This is a genomic window from Paenibacillus sp. EZ-K15, assembly GCF_002573715.1.
In the GTDB taxonomy this organism is placed as follows: domain Bacteria; phylum Bacillota; class Bacilli; order Paenibacillales; family Paenibacillaceae; genus Paenibacillus_AQ.
Map to the genome: position 1 here is coordinate 122,275 of NZ_PDHM01000019.1, position 16,141 is coordinate 138,415.

The 16,141-nt window shown below is 45.6% G+C and carries 14 protein-coding genes and 1 pseudogene; 6 read left to right on the forward strand and 9 right to left on the reverse strand.

Annotated features, from left to right (window positions below; all coding sequences use genetic code 11):
* Positions 1 to 49 precede the first annotated feature (49 nt).
* The 6 genes and pseudogenes from CRG97_RS22735 to CRG97_RS33870 all read left to right on the forward strand — a co-directional run.
* A pseudogene (locus tag CRG97_RS22735) lies at positions 50 to 736 on the forward strand (ATP-binding cassette domain-containing protein); the annotation flags it as partial.
* 37 nt (positions 737 to 773) lie between these two features.
* Entirely contained in the window at positions 774 to 1,478 is a 705-nt protein-coding gene (locus tag CRG97_RS22740; protein WP_098747702.1) for an ABC transporter permease, read from the forward strand.
* A 33-nt stretch (positions 1,479 to 1,511) separates the two neighbouring features.
* A complete protein-coding gene (locus tag CRG97_RS22745; RefSeq protein ID WP_098747704.1) occupies positions 1,512 to 2,381 on the forward strand; it encodes a DUF4097 family beta strand repeat-containing protein in 870 nt (289 codons plus the stop codon).
* A gap of 244 nt (positions 2,382 to 2,625) precedes the next feature.
* A complete protein-coding gene (locus tag CRG97_RS22750; protein WP_098747706.1) occupies positions 2,626 to 4,017 on the forward strand; it encodes a hypothetical protein in 1,392 nt (463 codons plus the stop codon).
* A gap of 183 nt (positions 4,018 to 4,200) precedes the next feature.
* Positions 4,201 to 4,674, forward strand: coding sequence for a DinB family protein (locus tag CRG97_RS22755; RefSeq protein WP_098747709.1), 474 nt, complete (start codon positions 4,201 to 4,203; stop codon positions 4,672 to 4,674).
* 226 nt (positions 4,675 to 4,900) lie between these two features.
* Positions 4,901 to 5,098 carry a hypothetical protein gene (locus tag CRG97_RS33870; protein WP_237566549.1) on the forward strand — a complete coding sequence of 66 codons (198 nt, stop codon included), beginning with the start codon at positions 4,901 to 4,903 and terminating at the stop codon, positions 5,096 to 5,098.
* 85 nt (positions 5,099 to 5,183) lie between these two features.
* Here CRG97_RS33870 and CRG97_RS22765 read toward each other — a convergent pair whose 3' ends face one another.
* From CRG97_RS22765 to allC, 9 genes are all read right to left on the reverse strand, one after another.
* On the reverse strand, positions 5,184 to 5,969 hold the full coding sequence (locus CRG97_RS22765; protein WP_237566550.1) for a hypothetical protein: 786 nt from the start codon (positions 5,967 to 5,969) through the stop codon (positions 5,184 to 5,186).
* 355 nt (positions 5,970 to 6,324) lie between these two features.
* Positions 6,325 to 7,284, reverse strand: coding sequence for a carbamate kinase (gene arcC / locus CRG97_RS22770; RefSeq protein WP_098747714.1), 960 nt, complete (start codon positions 7,282 to 7,284; stop codon positions 6,325 to 6,327).
* On the reverse strand, positions 7,266 to 8,189 hold the full coding sequence (locus CRG97_RS22775) for an oxamate carbamoyltransferase subunit AllH family protein (protein WP_098747716.1): 924 nt from the start codon (positions 8,187 to 8,189) through the stop codon (positions 7,266 to 7,268). The genes arcC and CRG97_RS22775 overlap by 19 nt, the downstream gene beginning before the upstream one ends.
* Before the next feature lie 34 nt (positions 8,190 to 8,223).
* Positions 8,224 to 9,489 carry a YlbE family protein gene (locus tag CRG97_RS22780; protein ID WP_098747718.1) on the reverse strand — a complete coding sequence of 422 codons (1,266 nt, stop codon included), beginning with the start codon at positions 9,487 to 9,489 and terminating at the stop codon, positions 8,224 to 8,226.
* A gap of 319 nt (positions 9,490 to 9,808) precedes the next feature.
* A complete protein-coding gene (gene fdrA, locus CRG97_RS22785; RefSeq protein ID WP_098747720.1) occupies positions 9,809 to 11,551 on the reverse strand; it encodes an acyl-CoA synthetase FdrA in 1,743 nt (580 codons plus the stop codon).
* 42 nt (positions 11,552 to 11,593) lie between these two features.
* Positions 11,594 to 12,643, reverse strand: coding sequence for an ureidoglycolate dehydrogenase (allD, locus tag CRG97_RS22790; protein ID WP_098747722.1), 1,050 nt, complete (start codon positions 12,641 to 12,643; stop codon positions 11,594 to 11,596).
* 42 nt (positions 12,644 to 12,685) lie between these two features.
* The gene (allE, locus tag CRG97_RS22795) at positions 12,686 to 13,450 is read right to left on the reverse strand and encodes a (S)-ureidoglycine aminohydrolase (protein WP_098747724.1); all 765 of its coding nucleotides are present in this window, start codon (positions 13,448 to 13,450) and stop codon (positions 12,686 to 12,688) included.
* A gap of 56 nt (positions 13,451 to 13,506) precedes the next feature.
* Positions 13,507 to 14,751 (reverse strand): MFS transporter, encoded by a 1,245-nt coding sequence (locus tag CRG97_RS22800; protein WP_098747727.1) that lies wholly within the window; start codon positions 14,749 to 14,751, stop codon positions 13,507 to 13,509.
* A gap of 54 nt (positions 14,752 to 14,805) precedes the next feature.
* Positions 14,806 to 16,038 (reverse strand): allantoate deiminase, encoded by a 1,233-nt coding sequence (gene allC, locus CRG97_RS22805; protein ID WP_098747730.1) that lies wholly within the window; start codon positions 16,036 to 16,038, stop codon positions 14,806 to 14,808.
* Positions 16,039 to 16,141: the final 103 nt, after the last annotated feature.

A 16,141-nucleotide genomic window follows, 5' to 3' on the forward strand; every position in this document is an offset into this window, starting at 1 on the left:
TTTCATTCCCTAAGCTTAGTGTAGCACATCATTAAGGGAGGAAATGACAGTGAACGCCGCCATTCAAATCATTCAAGTAAGCAAGGCATTCAAAAGTACAGAAACGATTACAAACGTCAATATGAGTATCAGCAGAGGAGAAATTTACGGATTTTTAGGTCCGAATGGGGCCGGTAAAACAACCATTATGAAAATGATCTTAAATCTGGTAAAACCGTCTTCCGGTGATATCCAAGTATTCGATCAGCTGGTTCTGCCTACATCGGTTCAATACTTAAAAAGAATCGGCAGCATCATTGAATACCCCGTGTTTTACGACCGGCTGACAGCGGAGGCCAACTTGGAGTTTCATTGTAGATACATGGACTATCGCGATAAGACAGCGATCAAGGAAGCGCTGGAGATCGTAGGTCTTCAGGGTGTGGGGAAGAAAAAAATCCATGAATTCTCTTTAGGGATGAAGCAGCGATTAGGGATTGCGCGCGCGATTGTTACGAAACCCGACATTCTTATTTTGGATGAACCCATCAATGGGCTTGACCCGATCGGGATTAAGGAAATGCGAGAGCTCTTCTTGCATTTAAAGGAGAGATACGGAACGACCATTTTAATTTCGAGTCATATCGTGTCCGAAATCGAATCGATCGCCGATACGATTGGCATTATTCATCAGGGAAAACTATTAAATGAAGTCAAGATGAATGATATTCGAAGACAACATGCCGGATCATTAGAAGAGTACTTCATCAATCTCATTCATGGAGGCAAACGCTTTGCTTAAACTTATACAGCTGGAATGGCAAAAAAGTAACATATCCCGTTATTTTAAAGGATTGGCCGTTTGTATCGTGGCTATTTTCTCCGCCGCTGCGCTGATGGCACTAGGCTCTCGCGGTGATAGTGAACCGATGTTTCAGAATTATACTGAATTCATGTCTTTAACGGATATTTTGATCCGCATCACTTATATCATTTTCGCGAGCGTTATTTTATCACGTTTAGTGATTGAAGAATACAGGAGCAACATGATCCAAGTGTTATTTACCTACCCCTTGCAGCGAAAAAAAATCATTCAAGCCAAGTTATCGATTGTGTTTGGATTTAGCTTCTTCAGCATCATCGTCTCTACGTTTGTAATCAATTTGTTAGTGTACTTCTTGAATCCGATGATTGGTTTATTCGAAGACCCTGTGCATATTGGTGACATGACGGCTACCCTTCCAGCAACGTTGATCCATGCATTTATGATCGCGGGAATCAGCCTGATTCCTTTATCTTTTGGCATGCGAAAAAAATCGACGGCTTCCACGATTACCTCGGCTGTCATCATTGGATTCGTAGTTAACACAACGGTGTCTGACGGGAGCAGTTCGACCAACCTGTTTCATTTCATCGCCATCCCGATTGCACTCTGTCTGCTCGGCCTTATCCTTGGCTATCTTTCTTTTTATAAAGTAGATCGAACCGATGTGGCTTAAAAATTTCACCGTAGATGAAAGGAGGACTAGAGCATGAGAAAAATCATAACCACTTCGCTTGTTTTGCTTACAGTTGGCGGATTAGTTATGGGCTGCCAAGGCGTAGGGAAATCAACAAGTTATAACCATGAATCTTCCTACGAAGCTAACCGCATTGAAGAAATTGAAGTCAACAACGAATCTTGGGACATTGAATTCAAGCGTTCCGATTCCCCGAACATCACCATCGCTTGCGAAGGCAAGCGGCAGAAGAATAAGAGCGACCCTGTAACGATTAACCATGACGGGAATAAAATTGTCGTTACCCAGGAAGACCAGGGTAGTGCTATGGCAGGGTTCACTTTTGGCAAAAAAGGGACGATCTATATCTCGATTCCCGACCGTGAAGTTGATACGATTACATTGAACAATAACGCAGGTGACATCAAGATGAAGAATGTAGCGGCGCAATACATTGTCATTGCCAACAATTCGGGGTCTGAGAACATCGAAGGACTGTCAGCAGACAAGGGTGAGTTTACTTCCACAGACGGGGATATCAAATTGAAAGACAGCTCGCTAAACGAATTAACGGTAACCACAGGCAGCGGCGCCAGCTATATGACAGACGTGACCAGCCCCGTGATGAACATCACATCAACCTATGGGGAAGTATCCGTTAAAGAGATCGAAGAAGGAAAGTTACTGCGAGTAGAAACACAATCCGGAGATATCGCCGTATCTTATAAAACACCCCCTGCTTCGTTAAAGCTTACCGTTAGCAGCGACTTATCGGATAAAAACGTTGATTTAGATGGCTTTAAGGTAAAACAGAGCACGGAAAAGATAGTGGAAGGCACGATTGGGGATGCATCCCATACAGTAGAGCTGATCAGCCGTGTCGGAACGATTGCTGTAAAATAGCTAAAGGAATACGGCTAGCAGCATATTGTTGTCGTCGACCCTTAATAGCCTAGAAATCCCCCCACACTTCCTCCGGTGCAAGGTCAAGAGTATCTCCATAGCTTATCATATTGTTGAGTCAGAGCCCGCTATGCTACAATATCGTTAAAAAACTGGCTCGTAAACGTTCGGCCTATATTAGAAGAATCATGACCAGAATTTCGACTTTTATTTCCATGGCTTCAAGTAAAGGAGAACCATCGGCATGATTACTGTGCAGCTTATTTATTTCGGACTCACGTTTTGGTTCGGCTTATATATCGTTAGCCGAGATGCAAGAAACGTTCGGCTATTACTGGCCGGTCTTGGGGTAATTGTTTGCTCGTTCGGTGTTGGGGCAGCCGTATTGATGCCTTACAGCCTAGAGCCTCAGCGCATCGCACTGCCACTTAGCAAGATACAAGATATCTCCTCCTATCTGCCTTTGGTTTTGTGGCAAGGTGCCGTTCTATCCACTGTCGCGGGAAAAGAAGATAAACGGAACGCATTATGGACGTTATGGAAGTATGGTTTAATAGGGCTGGCGCTGGGCAGCGTGATTTGGCTGGCCTTCGCTGTGAATCCTGACGAATTCGTTGTCTCCTATAAAGCTGCGTTATGTACATTTTTCATCCTGTTTATAGTGCTTTCCCTATGGGGAACATTGTCCGATAAGATAAAGCAGCCCCTTTCCTTCTATGTCTTCAGTTATGTGCCGCTTCTTATATTTGCCTGCATGACGGCTTTGGCCTTCTTTTATCCGAACGACGCATGGAACAAGGGAGTCCTAATGGCACAAGGTACGGGAATGCTGGTGTTCAGCGCGTATACGATGATCAAAGAAATCAGGGAGCAAGGGGAAACCTGGCTGCCCGATTTGTTTCGGTCCCTCGATTACTCTGTCTTTTTTACGCTCATTTTTTCCGGTCAGGTTGCGCTTGTTATTTGGCTTGGAACGGGGACGGGTTTCGATTTTATTACACTGTTGTTATTGATGATCAGCATGATGGTTTCCATTGCATTCCAAGTGTTTGTGTATCCGATTCGGGCTTTGCTCGACAACTTCGCTTTAATGATGTTCCCGAAGCTGCGCCTGGAACGCTCCAAACTGCGTTTGGTCGAAAGCGTCCAGGCTCGTATTGATGAGGATGCGAAACCGGAGGAGATGGAGGATGAGGAGCTCTACCGTCATATCCGGCGCGCGACTAGCAACTTGGGCAACCTGGAGCGTTTGGCGTCAAGCCCGCTCACGCAGTTGAAGCTGATTGACGAAAGGCTACGGAAGCGAGGAGCGGTTGATGGTGTAATGGAACGAGCCAACGAGCTTAAATCTCTGCTTATCGAGAGTATACTGCAAATAAAGCCGCGCCAGGCTGAACCGTTTGGCACGACGGACGAATGGAAGTTTTACAATGCTTTGTACTTCCCTTACGTCGTCGGAATTAAGCCATATAGCGTACGTTATTCGGGTAATCAGCTGGATGCCCCTTCCCAAGATGCTTTGGCGTGGTTCCGTTCCTGCGTGCCCGAACGCACCTGCTACAATTGGCAGAATGCTGGCGCGCGTCTTATAGCAACAAGTCTGAAGGAGAAAAACGCACTAATCAAGGCGCAATAACGATAACTTAGATGGCGGTTGTTTTCTTGGGTATATCCACCCAAAAAACAACCGCTTTTTATTGCTGACCGAAAAAAAAGCCATATTGGCACCAAATGGCAGTGAAAAGTATGGTTTTGGCAGTAGTTTGTGGGCTAATCTCGGGTTGTTAGAACATAGCCAAACCATTAGGAGGAATGTACAATGTCCCAAGCAAGCATCCAAACCGCAAAAACGGTGCATCAATTGGTGATCGGATCCATTCAAGCGATTCCGGAAGAAATCTATGATATTACTCCAGCAGGATTTAAGAATACCATTCGTTGGAACACCGGTCATATCGTGACTATGCTGAATTGGTTTCTCTCCGCAAGCCCGGCGTTAAATACGAAGCTGCCGGAAAACTATTCCGGCTTATTCATGACCGGAACGAAACCGTCGGACTGGACTGTCACGCCCCCATCGAAGGAGGAACTGATTCAATATTTATCCGCGCAGTACGACGAGCTGTCCAAGATAGACCCCGAGTCGTTGATAATGCCTTTGAATCCACCGTTTGAAATGGGGCCGCTGAGGTTCGAAACGGCAGGCGAGCTGTTTAACTTCGCATTCATCCACGAAGCAATGCACTTGGGGATCATTTCTTCGCTTGTGAAAACGGTACAAGCGGACAATTAAGCGTGCTCAAATGAAAGGAGATAAATATGAAGCCAAATGGAGTTATAAAGCCTACAGGAGAAACTTTCATCCGCAAAGTTCTGGTGATAAATTCCGTTTCGTCCGGAGCATGCGGGTTGCTGTTGTTATTATTTCCCGGGTATGTTGCTGAATGGACTGGATTAGACAGTAGAACCGGCTTGGTCTCAACTGGTGTTTTCCTGCTCATATTCGTCGCATTTCTCGTATGGACCGCATCCAGGAGCATTGTTTCTCCAGCGGCAGTGCGCTTCTGCTTGCGGATAATGGAACTACAGTGACGATGACCGTTTTCGGCGTTTGGGCGGTTATTCTGGTGGCCGCAGTCGTCGGCGTATTCGGGATTTTAGAGGCAATATATTGCTGGCGCAACCGCGATTTTGGAAGTGATCAAACGATCCGGTAAATGCCGCGGCCTGTCGGATTTCTTCTTCGAGTAGTGCATTACATCAAAGAGCCTGTGTCTTGCACAGGCTCTTTGAAATAAACGCTTATTTCGGTAGCTTGGCTTCTGCAGCATGAATTGTACTCCGAATATTCCCCTCCCATTCAAATATCTTCTTCTGTAAAGCATGAATCTGGTTAGCATCATCAACGATCCGTTTCAATTCTGCAGCAGCCTTCACAGCATCTCCCTCCTTGACAGCTGCTTTATAACGTTTATTCACTTCATTTTTATTTTTATTGAAGTCAGTTATTTTTTTGTTCTCGGCTGTGATTTGTTTCTTTAGCGTCTGCACCGGTAATAAAGCATCTTTTACGATTTTGGCTTTCGCGGCAGCCTGCTTCTTCGCAGCTGTTAGAGCATCCTTTTTCAATTTGATCTCCTGTCGCGCCGCATTAGCAGAAGCCTTTATACGGTTTCGCTTGAGATCATACAGAAGAACAGACTTTCGATCTTTGCGTTTCCTTGCTTCCGTCGCTTTCTTGCCGAGATCAGTATATTCCGCAAGCATAGGAGCGTATTTTTTCTGAGTCTGGTCTGCTTCTGTCTTTAACTTGTCGAGCTTTACCTTGTCAATGAGCTGTACTTTCGAATTAATTTCTTTAAGTTTGTCATTGTTTTGTTTGCGCAGCACCTGTATTTGCTGCTTATCCTGTTTATTGGCTAACTCCAATGCGGTAAAGTTGTCATACAACTGGTCAACGCTTGTTAACGCAGCATCCCACCCAGTATTTGAAGCCTCTGCATAAAGCGGTCTGGCCACAAGCAGGAAAAACATGATTAGAACGACTAGACTGTTTATATAGCGGTTTTTTCTTCTTCGTTGCAACAAAACAATCATCTCCCTTATCCATATCATCCTCAAAGGAAGCGCAAAAAGCACCCCACAAGAAAGGCTTCATAGCCTGTCCTGCGAGGTGCTTCTCCCGCATTTCTTTCGATTTGATAATAGTATATATTTGATGCAATCATATGTCAATCATTTCCTGGAACATTTGTTCCCATCCCTGAATCATTCGTATCTTTCAAAAGTTTCTGAGTGAATTTTAGTGCATAAAAGAATACCCATACGCTAAACACTTTTTTTGAAGAGTCCAGTATATGGGTATCCGTTTATGGTGGCAAGCTCCTTTGTTGATTCTAACCTTATATCCTGTTAGACCTAGTATTGATTTATCAATCCTTCATTATATACAGCGTAGCAGATTATCCTGGACGATGCGGGTACCCGCTGCTCCTTCCAGAGCGAGATCAGCCTGATCCAGGGAACAAATGATAGCAATGCCGCCCTTATCTGCAAAGCCTATGGCTGATTCCATCTTAGGGCCCATACTTCCTACACTAAACTGGCCCTCATTCGCATATCGCTTGGCTTCTTCCAGAGATATCGTTTCCAGTGACTTTTGATTCGGCTTTCCGTAGTTCACATATACATTGTGAACATCGGTCAGAATCATAAAGATATCCGCCTGCACATCCTGGGCCAGCTGATATCCGCTGCGATCTTTATCGATGACGGCTTCAACACCGACAAGGGTCCCGTCTGCCTGCCGGGATACAGGAATACCTCCTCCACCTGCGGCAATGACAATGGCTCCCTGACTAACCAGGGACCTGATTACATCAGCGCCAACAATGGATTGAGGCATGGGAGATGGAACTACGCGACGCCAGCCTCTGCCTGCATCTTCTTTGACAATCCAGCCTTTTTCTTCAGCAAGGCGCTTAGCTTCTTCCTCACTGTAAAAAACACCAATAGGTTTAGTTGGATTTAGAAATGCCGGATCTTCCAAAGATACTTCCGTTTGTGTCAGGATGCTTGTCACAGCCTGATTTAGCCCCAGTTTTTGCAGTTCATTTTTCAAGCATTGGTCCATCATGTACCCGATAAAGCCTTGGGATTCCGCACTGCACACATGCAGCGGAAACGGCGGAACCACTTCTTTGGCTTCGTCCTGCTGACGCAATATATTCCCTACCTGAGGACCGTTTCCATGCGTAATAATGACTTTATAACCTTGCCTCACAATGCGGGCGATCACTTCACAGCTTTTCTGGATATTGGCAATTTGATTCTCATAGGTTGCCTGTTGTTTAGGCTGTAAAATCGCATTGCCGCCAAGAGCAATCACAACTTTTTGTGCCAATTTGCATTCCTCCTCATAATCAGCATACCGATCAGTATGCCGAATGCTGTATCCAGGCCTGAGCTGTGGCCTACACGCAGCAACTCCCTGGTCCGCTTAATCAAGCTGTCTTTATCTTGTTGCAGAAGAGCATTCATGACATCTGTCACTGTTGAACTGAAGTTTCGCTTCAGCGCATACTTTAGGTATTCCCGGCTGATATCGGTAGTTAGTGCTTCATTCTCCACCAGTTCAGATAAATGTAAACGGAACGTATCCGTGAATATCCCTGCTGTTGCATCCACCGCCAGCATTCCCGCTAGCATGTCATCTCCGGCAGGGGTTAGACCTTTTCCTCGTCCAATCCAATATCTAAGTATTTCATCGATCTGTGACAAATTTCCGGCCGGTACCGTATTTATTAACTGCATCATTTTTTGTTCACTATCCGAACAGGTTGCATGAGCTTCTTTAATGAAACATTCGATGAAATGATCTATCGAAATGCCAGTGCCTGTTGGCTGATGATGAATAAGCAGCTCGGTTACAAACGTATTCAGAAGATGAAGCAGCGATTCCGGCTGCTCCGTTCTCGGTCCTATCCCAGATTGATAAGCTGCCTGAGGGTCAAATTTAATACACAAGGAAGAAAAGAGAAGAGACGATGTATCGCTGTCATAATGAATCATCTGGTCTTCTTCATCTTGCTGGAGCATAGAAATGAGCTCTGGCACTTGGTTGTCTTCCAGATGGATGCCGAAAGGAAGCCGCCCGTTCTTTGTGGTGCCTATAAAAATAAGCCCATCTCCCATCCGGATATTCCAGCCATTGTTAAATATACTATGCACACATCCTGGCTTACCGCTATGAAGGAGAGGGAGAACAGCTGCGCTGCATACTCCGTCTGCTTGGATTAGATATTTCATGCGACTGCCACTCTCCTCTGTTCCTCCGTGTTGTTTAAATTAGACCCAGTTTTTGAGCATATGCTTCAAGCGCTTTTTCAAAACACGCTAGAGGTGCGCGTACTGTACCTGCCCCGATTTGACCTACTCCTGCCTCTTTGTGGGCTATCCCGGTGTTAATAACCGGTGTGATGCCTGTTTCAACGACTTTTCTTGCATCAATCCCAAGACAGATTCCCTGGAAGTTCCAAGTTGGAATCGTAAAGTTAGGGTTATGGCCAATACAAATTTCAGCCATTTCATTGCTGGTTGCCAGTGCATCGTCAAAACCGCCTGCACCTACGAAGCGGGTCACACCTGGAGCTGCCACCATGGCCATGCCTCCTACACCGAATGCCTCCGTAATAGCGCTATCACCGATATCGGGATTCGCCATATCTTGGGAATAACCGGTGAAGAATAAACCTTGCGGCGTATTAACTGGAGCGGTAAACCATTCGTCTCCCATGCCGCTGATTCGGATTCCGAAGTTTTGGCCGTTTCTCGACATCGCCGTTACGACAGTACCGTGCTCAATCATTCTTGCAGCATCCAGCACCGCTTTAGAAGTTGCCATTGCAACATTCAGGAAGAACTGATCGGTATCAGCCAGAAATTTCACTACAGCCAATTTGTCTGTTTCGGTTGTATCGGTTTGTAAAATATATGGACTTATTTCTTTTAGAAATACGAGAGAAGCTGCGATATTCCGCTGATGGAATTCGTCACCCATGGTGATTGCCTTCGCGATCATCACATTAATATTCAAACCTTGCTCAGTCTGGCGTAGAGCTTTAGAAAGGGTGGGGCCCAGTACATCTCTCATCCATTGCAGACGTTGAATGACCTCTTCGGAATAGGCTCCGAAGCGCAGCACTTTCCCGATCCCTTCATTCATGGTGCAGAAGGCGCGGTTGCCATCCGTCTGATTTTCAACAACTAGCAGCGGCATGTTGGCGGAAGTGATTCCGCCCATAGGCCCTACAGCTTTGACATGATGACACGGAATAAAGGTTATTTCTCCTTGCTCCAGCATGGTCATTGCTTGTTCTTCGCTCGCTGCCCAACCTTCGAACAAGACCGCCCCGATACAAGCGCCCTGCATGGGGCCTGTCATGTCTGCGAATTGAATGGGTGGGCCGGCGTGCAGAAGCACCTTTCCATTTAATGGGTCCACCACTGATTTGGCAGGAACGACATCTACCAAGAAAGGGGCACCGGCTACCATTTTTTGAATGACTGCCTGATTTGCTTCATCGATCGTTTGATATGGTCCATACATGCTGCATATCTCCTTTTATTTAAGAGGTAGTTCAAAAAGTCCGCTTTTGATAAGAAAACCTTATCGATGCCAGTACAAGGATGAGCGACCTCGATGCATAGGTAGGTTTTCTTCCGATATAGAATTTCATCAGCCTCCGCTGATAACTAATAAATTCTTTATCTAACACGAAGTGAATCAGGAAGCAGGCTCGGCATCGAATCTTGAATTCAACCGGGCCTTCCGGTGCTCACGTACCCCATACGTACGCTCCGCTCCTGAAGTCCCTAGCTTCATCCAACCTTCTCGGTGCTGAAAACCGACCTTTTTGAACACTAATTTATTTGAGTAAGCTCAGAATTTTCCGCATCTTCTCATTGCCTCCAGCTATCGGGCGCCAGTCAAAGTGAACGGCATTCCCGCCGTGGCTGGTTACTGCATTTACAAATTTCTTAAGCCCCACATTCACTACTTCCGGCTTTCCGCTCAGCAATTTAATAATGGATTCGGAAACATCGATATTTCCTTGTTTGATCTGCACTGCAGAAATGAATGATTTATCTTTATCCTGAAGCTGGATGCCCATCATCGCCAGAGCGGTCCGTACTGCCTGATTGTTACTGTCTTTAACAATAACGCCTGCTCGTTCAAGTTTGGCCTTTTGCTCTTGATAATTTTGCGGGTCTTGTTCGGTGCCACACACCGTTGCTATGAAATACAAGCTTTTTCCTTGTACAGCAGCTTCACGCTGTGTTTGCTCAATGACAGGCAGCAGTGCGCCAGCCATATCTTCATGAGAACCATAGCCTAGAACGACATCCAGCATAATAATCGCGGTGGATTTATCCCGGGCTGCCTGCTCGATGTAATGGATTCTCGTTTCCGGATCAATCATCGGGTGGGGTTTGCCTTGTGTATATTTGTCATCTCCCAGATCAATTACTTCATGACCCTTAGCTTTTAACATGTATCCATCTTCATGAATCAACTGTCCCAGTTCCAAGCCTTTGGACATCAGAACCGCAGCTTCATAAGCGAGTGTCCCACCGGAATACAATCCTTTAATCGTTGTCTGCTCCGGTGCCAGCTTTGTCTGTGGAACCTCAACGTTCAGTTTATTGTAGTTCGCCCTGACTTCTCTGCCTTTAGACAAATCCACGGCTATCATGGCAGTCTCTTCCAGCGTATAGGCATAATGTACCGTGCCTTCATGTGTTTCTGGCTCTTCGCCCACGAAGATAGCGACTACCGGTTTGGATATACGGTGTAACAGTCGAACGACCTGATTCCGTACTTCGATGGCAGGCGGTTTGGAAATAACGACGATCACTTCAGTACCTTTGTGATGCTCTAGCCCTTGAATCGCATCCAGCATCGTAATCGCTCCAATCGGTTCAGACAGATCGCGTCCGCCTGTCCCGATTGCCTGGCTCACGCCGCTGCCCAGCCGGTCAATGAGGGTGGTAACTTCTTGAATACCTGTGCCTGAAGCACCGATAACGCCAATATTGCCTTGTTGTACTACGTTGGCAAAGGCTACCGGAACACCGGATATAATTCCGGTTCCGCAGTCTGGACCCATGACCAGCAAGCCTTTGTCATGCGCTTTTTGTTTCAGACGGAGTTCGTCCTGGACGTCAACGTTATCGCTAAAGATAAAAGCGTGCAACCCACGATCAAGTGCTTGTTCCGCTTCTTCCGCTGCGTATTGGCCAGGGACAGAAATAAGAGCTAGATTGGCATTCGGGAGCGCTTGCAGCGCTTTGTCCCAAGTCCGTACGGATTGGTATTCCTGCTTGCTGCTGCTTACCGCCTGATTTTGCAGTTCCGCTTCAATGGTAGCTAACACCTCGGATACGTGTTCTTGACTATCGGTCTTGATTACGATACACATATCATTCGGGCCCGCTTTATCAAGTTCATCCGTGTACATACCGGTATTATGGAAAATATCTTTATTCGCAGGCGTCCCCATCATAATAGAGGCTTGCTCTACTCCGTCCAGCGTGGAAATTTTGTTCGTTAAGAGCATAAGGTTAACTGAATCTTGATAGGAATTTTCTTTAATGATGGAATATAGCATAAGTACAAGCTCCTCTTCAGTCAGAATAGACAATGGGTGAAGTTACTTGGCAAATGGATCTTTGTTGTCATACTGATTTCTATGAACGACGTCTGATATCAGGTATTCATAAATATCATCTACCATTTCAATCCCGTTTTTCTCGTATTGTTCTTGAATCAGATCATTGTTTTGTCCAGGGAACAGCACTTGCTCAAAGCCAGGCGCCGGTTTGATATGATTCAAATCGTTCATGGTATCCGAAATATGTTGTTTAAACATGTCAGGGTCCGTAAAAAATGCAGGGTTAATGACAAGATGAAACTGACCCAGATTTCGGTATTCGGTTAGATCATGGTACATCGATGAAACTTTATTCCCAAATGGCAGGCCAAGCAAAATACCCGAGAGCACATCCACCATCATCATCAGACCATATCCTTTTGGACCGGCAATAGGGAGTAAGGCATTCACTTTAAAAGGATCTGTCGTCGAATGGCCTTCTTTATCGACTGCCCATGAATCCGGAATCGACTCGTGTCTTGATCTGGCATGAAGAATTTTGCCCCAAGCTTGTATCGTCGTTGCCATGTCGAGCGTCATGATCCGTCCATCATGGCTAGGAGCGGCAAATGCAATCGGATTCGTCCCATAATAAGGCTCTGAGCCGCCGAAGGGCACGACCATCGGATCGGATTGACACATCGAAATACCAATCATTCCGGATTTGGCTGCTTGCCGTACAAAATAAGACAGGGCTCCGCTGTGTCCGATTCTTCTGACGCCAACAGCTGCTATCCCGTGTTCTCTTGCCATCTCGATAGCCTCATCCATAGCTAGTTTGGCAGCGACATGGCCTACTCCATTATCCCCATCAAATATCGCTGTGCTGGGGCCCGTTTTGTTAAATTCAAAATCGGGCTTTGTATTTAATCCGCCTTTGGCGATTCGCTCCGCATAGTATTCCACTCGCATAGCGCCGTGTGAATGAATGCCCCTTATGTCGGCATGGACCAGAACATCTGCTACGCCGGCGGCATGTTCTTCTGTTAAACCCGCCTTGTGCAGCTTCTTTGTGATTAACTCGTGTAACGGTTGTCTGAATATTTTCAATGCTAACACCTCTGTTCATTCGATTTGCTACATGACACGAGCTTAGAGATCCGCATCCCGATTGCAATCTTTAGAGTAAACATAAGCTAGTTTCTCGCGACCAACTGCATAGCAAGCTTGCTGCACATATGGACCCATGAAGATATAGTCGCCTTGTTTTACCGGAATCCACTTGTTATCCAGATTGTACAGTCCTTCACCAGACAGCAGGTAAGCTCCATGTTCTTGTACATGCGTTTCGATGAATGGATGACATGCGCCCGGATCGAAGGTTAATATGTGAAAATTCATATCGAAAGCGAGATCTTTAGGAAGTAAATCCTGAATTCTCATATTTGTCATTCCGTCATAATCTTCTTCAGGAATGTTGCCTGAATGCCCAGAGACGACCCATGGTTTCAAGTCTTTTAACGGTTTATGCTTTTGTTTATACAAGAACAGTTTGCTGTCGCCTTCTACCAAATTGTTCAGATACATCTTCGTACCTGGCGGACAGTACAGATATCCGCCCCTTGTCAGCCTATACGACTTGTCAGCAGCAGAAGCTTCGACTTCACCTTCCAGCACATAAACGAAAGTTTCGATCTGTTCTTGTCCGCCAAAACCATCTGTATTTGCGCCACCTTTGTGCATGGTAACCATATAATCGACAAAGCTTGCTCCAAGTTTTGGGGTTGCCAGAATCGATATCGTGCAGTTTTCAAAACCCGGTACTACGTTATTAACCAGGCCTTCTGGCGTGATCAAGGCATATTTGCCATATTGAATGATAGAACGGCTGGACAGCAGATCCGTTGGATAACCCATCTTGTGCATCTCCTTTTTCTTTTAAGTTTGTGTGTGAAATAAATACTATTGTTCTTTTACAGAGCAGGGTGCTTCCTTACATTTGCGAAGAACAGGAATACAGTACCTACAATAATGATGCCGATAGCTAGGTAAAAGCCCAAAACCTTGCTGCCTGTAGCGTCTGAAATCAAGCCAGTTACGAACGGAGCGATGACCGAGGACATCATTCCGAAAAAGTTAAATACGCCGAATGTTGTACTATACCCTTGCTTAGGCGCAATATCTGCTACGTAGGAAATCATGATCGGATCAACAGCCAGTTTACCGAAGAAACCGTACATAATCAGGAACAACAACAGCAGTTCGTTGCTCTGAATAGCCACTGTCAGATACAAGGTAACTGCGGCAATCACTTGCAGAATAATTACAACCATAATTTTCTTGTTCTTGAATTTGTCGGATAACCGACTGAACAACAGCGCACCTGGCACAGATGCAAAGGCAACCAGAGCTGAGGCAAAACCGATAGCAGCACCTTGGAATCCACGCTCCATTTGCAGGTAACTTGGCAGCCAAGTCACAATCATGTAATACCCGTAACATATTGCGAAGTAAATCACGTAAGCCGAGATCATTCGGATATCGCCAAAGAGTGTCTTCATCGTTGCTTTCTCAACTGCATCTTTTCCCGTGTTAGCTGCAATGTTATTCGAAACGGGTTTTTCCTTAATGACTTTGGCAAAGGCGATTGCCATAATAATAATCAGGACAGTTGTGACAACCAGCAGCGGTCTCCAGTCCCAGCCTAACCCTTTCACTAAGTAAGAGGAACCGATATACCCGATAGCCATTCCAAGCGCTGAACCGCTGTTGATAATGGCGGTAGAGAAGCCCCGCTTCTCAGACGGGATTGTGGACGATGAGATCGAATAAGCGGGTCCGTAATACGTTCCTTGTCCAAGTCCTGCCAGGAAGCTGCCTACCAGTAAGAAAATCAGAGACGGTGCGATTCCAACGGTAAAGACTCCGAAAGCAAAGATAAGGAAACCCGGAATCAGCATTATTTTCCTTCCGAATTTATCAGCCATAAAGCCGGATGGAATCTGCATTGAAGTGTATGCTAGAAAAAATAGACTGGAGATCAGACCCATGCTGGCATCCGATTCAACGCCAAGTTGTATTTTGATTTCCGGTAAAATCGGATTAAGTATAGTTCTGTATATCCACATGACAGTCCAACCAAGGCAAAATAAAATGACGACCTTTTTCCAATATTCAAGTCCACCTTGTTTAGGTGTAGTAGGTGTTTGTACCTTCATCTTTTTATGCTCCTTATGATAAGGTTGTAGGCAAGTTATTTGCCAAGACGTCGTTTATTCCTTGTATGCCAGATTATACAGAGTTCCGATCAGAAGCTTCACACCTTCGGCTAAATCATAAGGCTCGGTATATTCAGCCGGGTTGTGGCTAATTCCTTGCCTGCTTGGTACAAAGATCATGGCCGATGGTACAAAAGGAGCCAGAATCTGGGCATCATGCCCTGCCCCGCTATGCATCAGCTTGTAATTCAAGCCCTGCTCCCGGCACTCGCGTTCAATGACTTCTACGACATGTTTATCCATTGGAACCGGATTTGCATCCATCCACATATCGATTTTCAGTTGTACTTTCCGTCCTTCTGCAATGTTCTTCATGGAATTCGTAATTTCTTCCGTAAATTGAACAAGCGCTTCTTTCTCGGTATGACGGATGTCCATCGTGAATAAAGCATAGCCTGGAACGACGTTAACTACATTTGGCTTCACTTCGATTTTGCCGATCGTTGCCACTAACGGATCTCCATGTTTGTCCGCTCGGCTTATAACGTCAAAGATCATAGCGCTCGCAGCTTGGACAGCATCTTTGCGGTAACTCATCGGAGTCGTGCCTGCATGGTTGGCTTCACCTATCACTTCCACGGTAAATCTGCGCTGACCTACAATGCTGTGGACTACACCAACGGGTTTTTGCTCTGTTTCCAGAACACTGCCTTGCTCGATATGGATTTCTACAAACGCTTTCAAGTCTTTGCGAAGTTCTCTAGATTCCTGGCGGAAATTAAAGTTGCATTCTTTCATCGCATCTACGAAAGCTACGCCATCAAAATCAACAATGCTCTCTACTTCTTTACGTTCTGCTGTGCCTACGATGTTTTTTGACCCCCAGAATGTATATGGGAAACGGCTGCCTTCTTCTTCAGCCATCGATACGACCTGGAGATTGCGCAACGGCTGACCATAGGTTTCTTGTAAATATTTAACAGCAAGCAGACCTGCGACAATACCGTATTGTCCATCGTATAAACCGCCATTGCTTACGGTATCCACGTGAGAACCGGTCAAAATCGTTTCATCTGGATACTTCGTTCCTTGCAGACCTCCAAACAGGTTGCCCACCTCATCAAAGTGAGCATGGAAGCCTTCTTTGTTCATCCAATCCTCTAGAGCTTTCTGAGCGTTAAGCCATTCTTTGGAATAGAGAAGTCTGGTAATACCTCCTTCAGGATCATTTCCAAAATAACCGAGCCACTCTAACATCTGTGTGATATCTTTACTTAGCTCTCCCATACTTACCGTTCCTTTCTACGATGATAACAGTGCTCCAAAAGTGCTGATTAACTTTCTTGCACCTTAATTGTAAGCGTTTACCGATATGGGCGTCATTAACAGA

Bases quoted from the DNA above. Each gene is read 5' to 3' on its own strand.
- CRG97_RS22745 (WP_098747704.1), top strand. From the start codon at position 1,512: ATGAGAAAAATCATAACCACTTCGCTTGTTTTGCTTACAGTTGGCGGA.
- CRG97_RS22750 (WP_098747706.1), top strand. From the start codon at position 2,626: ATGATTACTGTGCAGCTTATTTATTTCGGACTCACGTTTTGGTTCGGC.
- CRG97_RS22755 (WP_098747709.1), top strand. From the start codon at position 4,201: ATGTCCCAAGCAAGCATCCAAACCGCAAAAACGGTGCATCAATTGGTG.
- CRG97_RS33870 (WP_237566549.1), top strand. From the start codon at position 4,901: ATGGACCGCATCCAGGAGCATTGTTTCTCCAGCGGCAGTGCGCTTCTG.
- CRG97_RS22775 (WP_098747716.1), bottom strand. From the start codon at position 8,189: ATGAAATATCTAATCCAAGCAGACGGAGTATGCAGCGCAGCTGTTCTC.
- CRG97_RS22780 (WP_098747718.1), bottom strand. From the start codon at position 9,489: ATGTATGGACCATATCAAACGATCGATGAAGCAAATCAGGCAGTCATT.
- fdrA (WP_098747720.1), bottom strand. From the start codon at position 11,551: ATGCTATATTCCATCATTAAAGAAAATTCCTATCAAGATTCAGTTAAC.
- allE (WP_098747724.1), bottom strand. From the start codon at position 13,450: ATGGGTTATCCAACGGATCTGCTGTCCAGCCGTTCTATCATTCAATAT.
- CRG97_RS22800 (WP_098747727.1), bottom strand. From the start codon at position 14,751: ATGAAGGTACAAACACCTACTACACCTAAACAAGGTGGACTTGAATAT.
- allC (WP_098747730.1), bottom strand. From the start codon at position 16,038: ATGGGAGAGCTAAGTAAAGATATCACACAGATGTTAGAGTGGCTCGGT.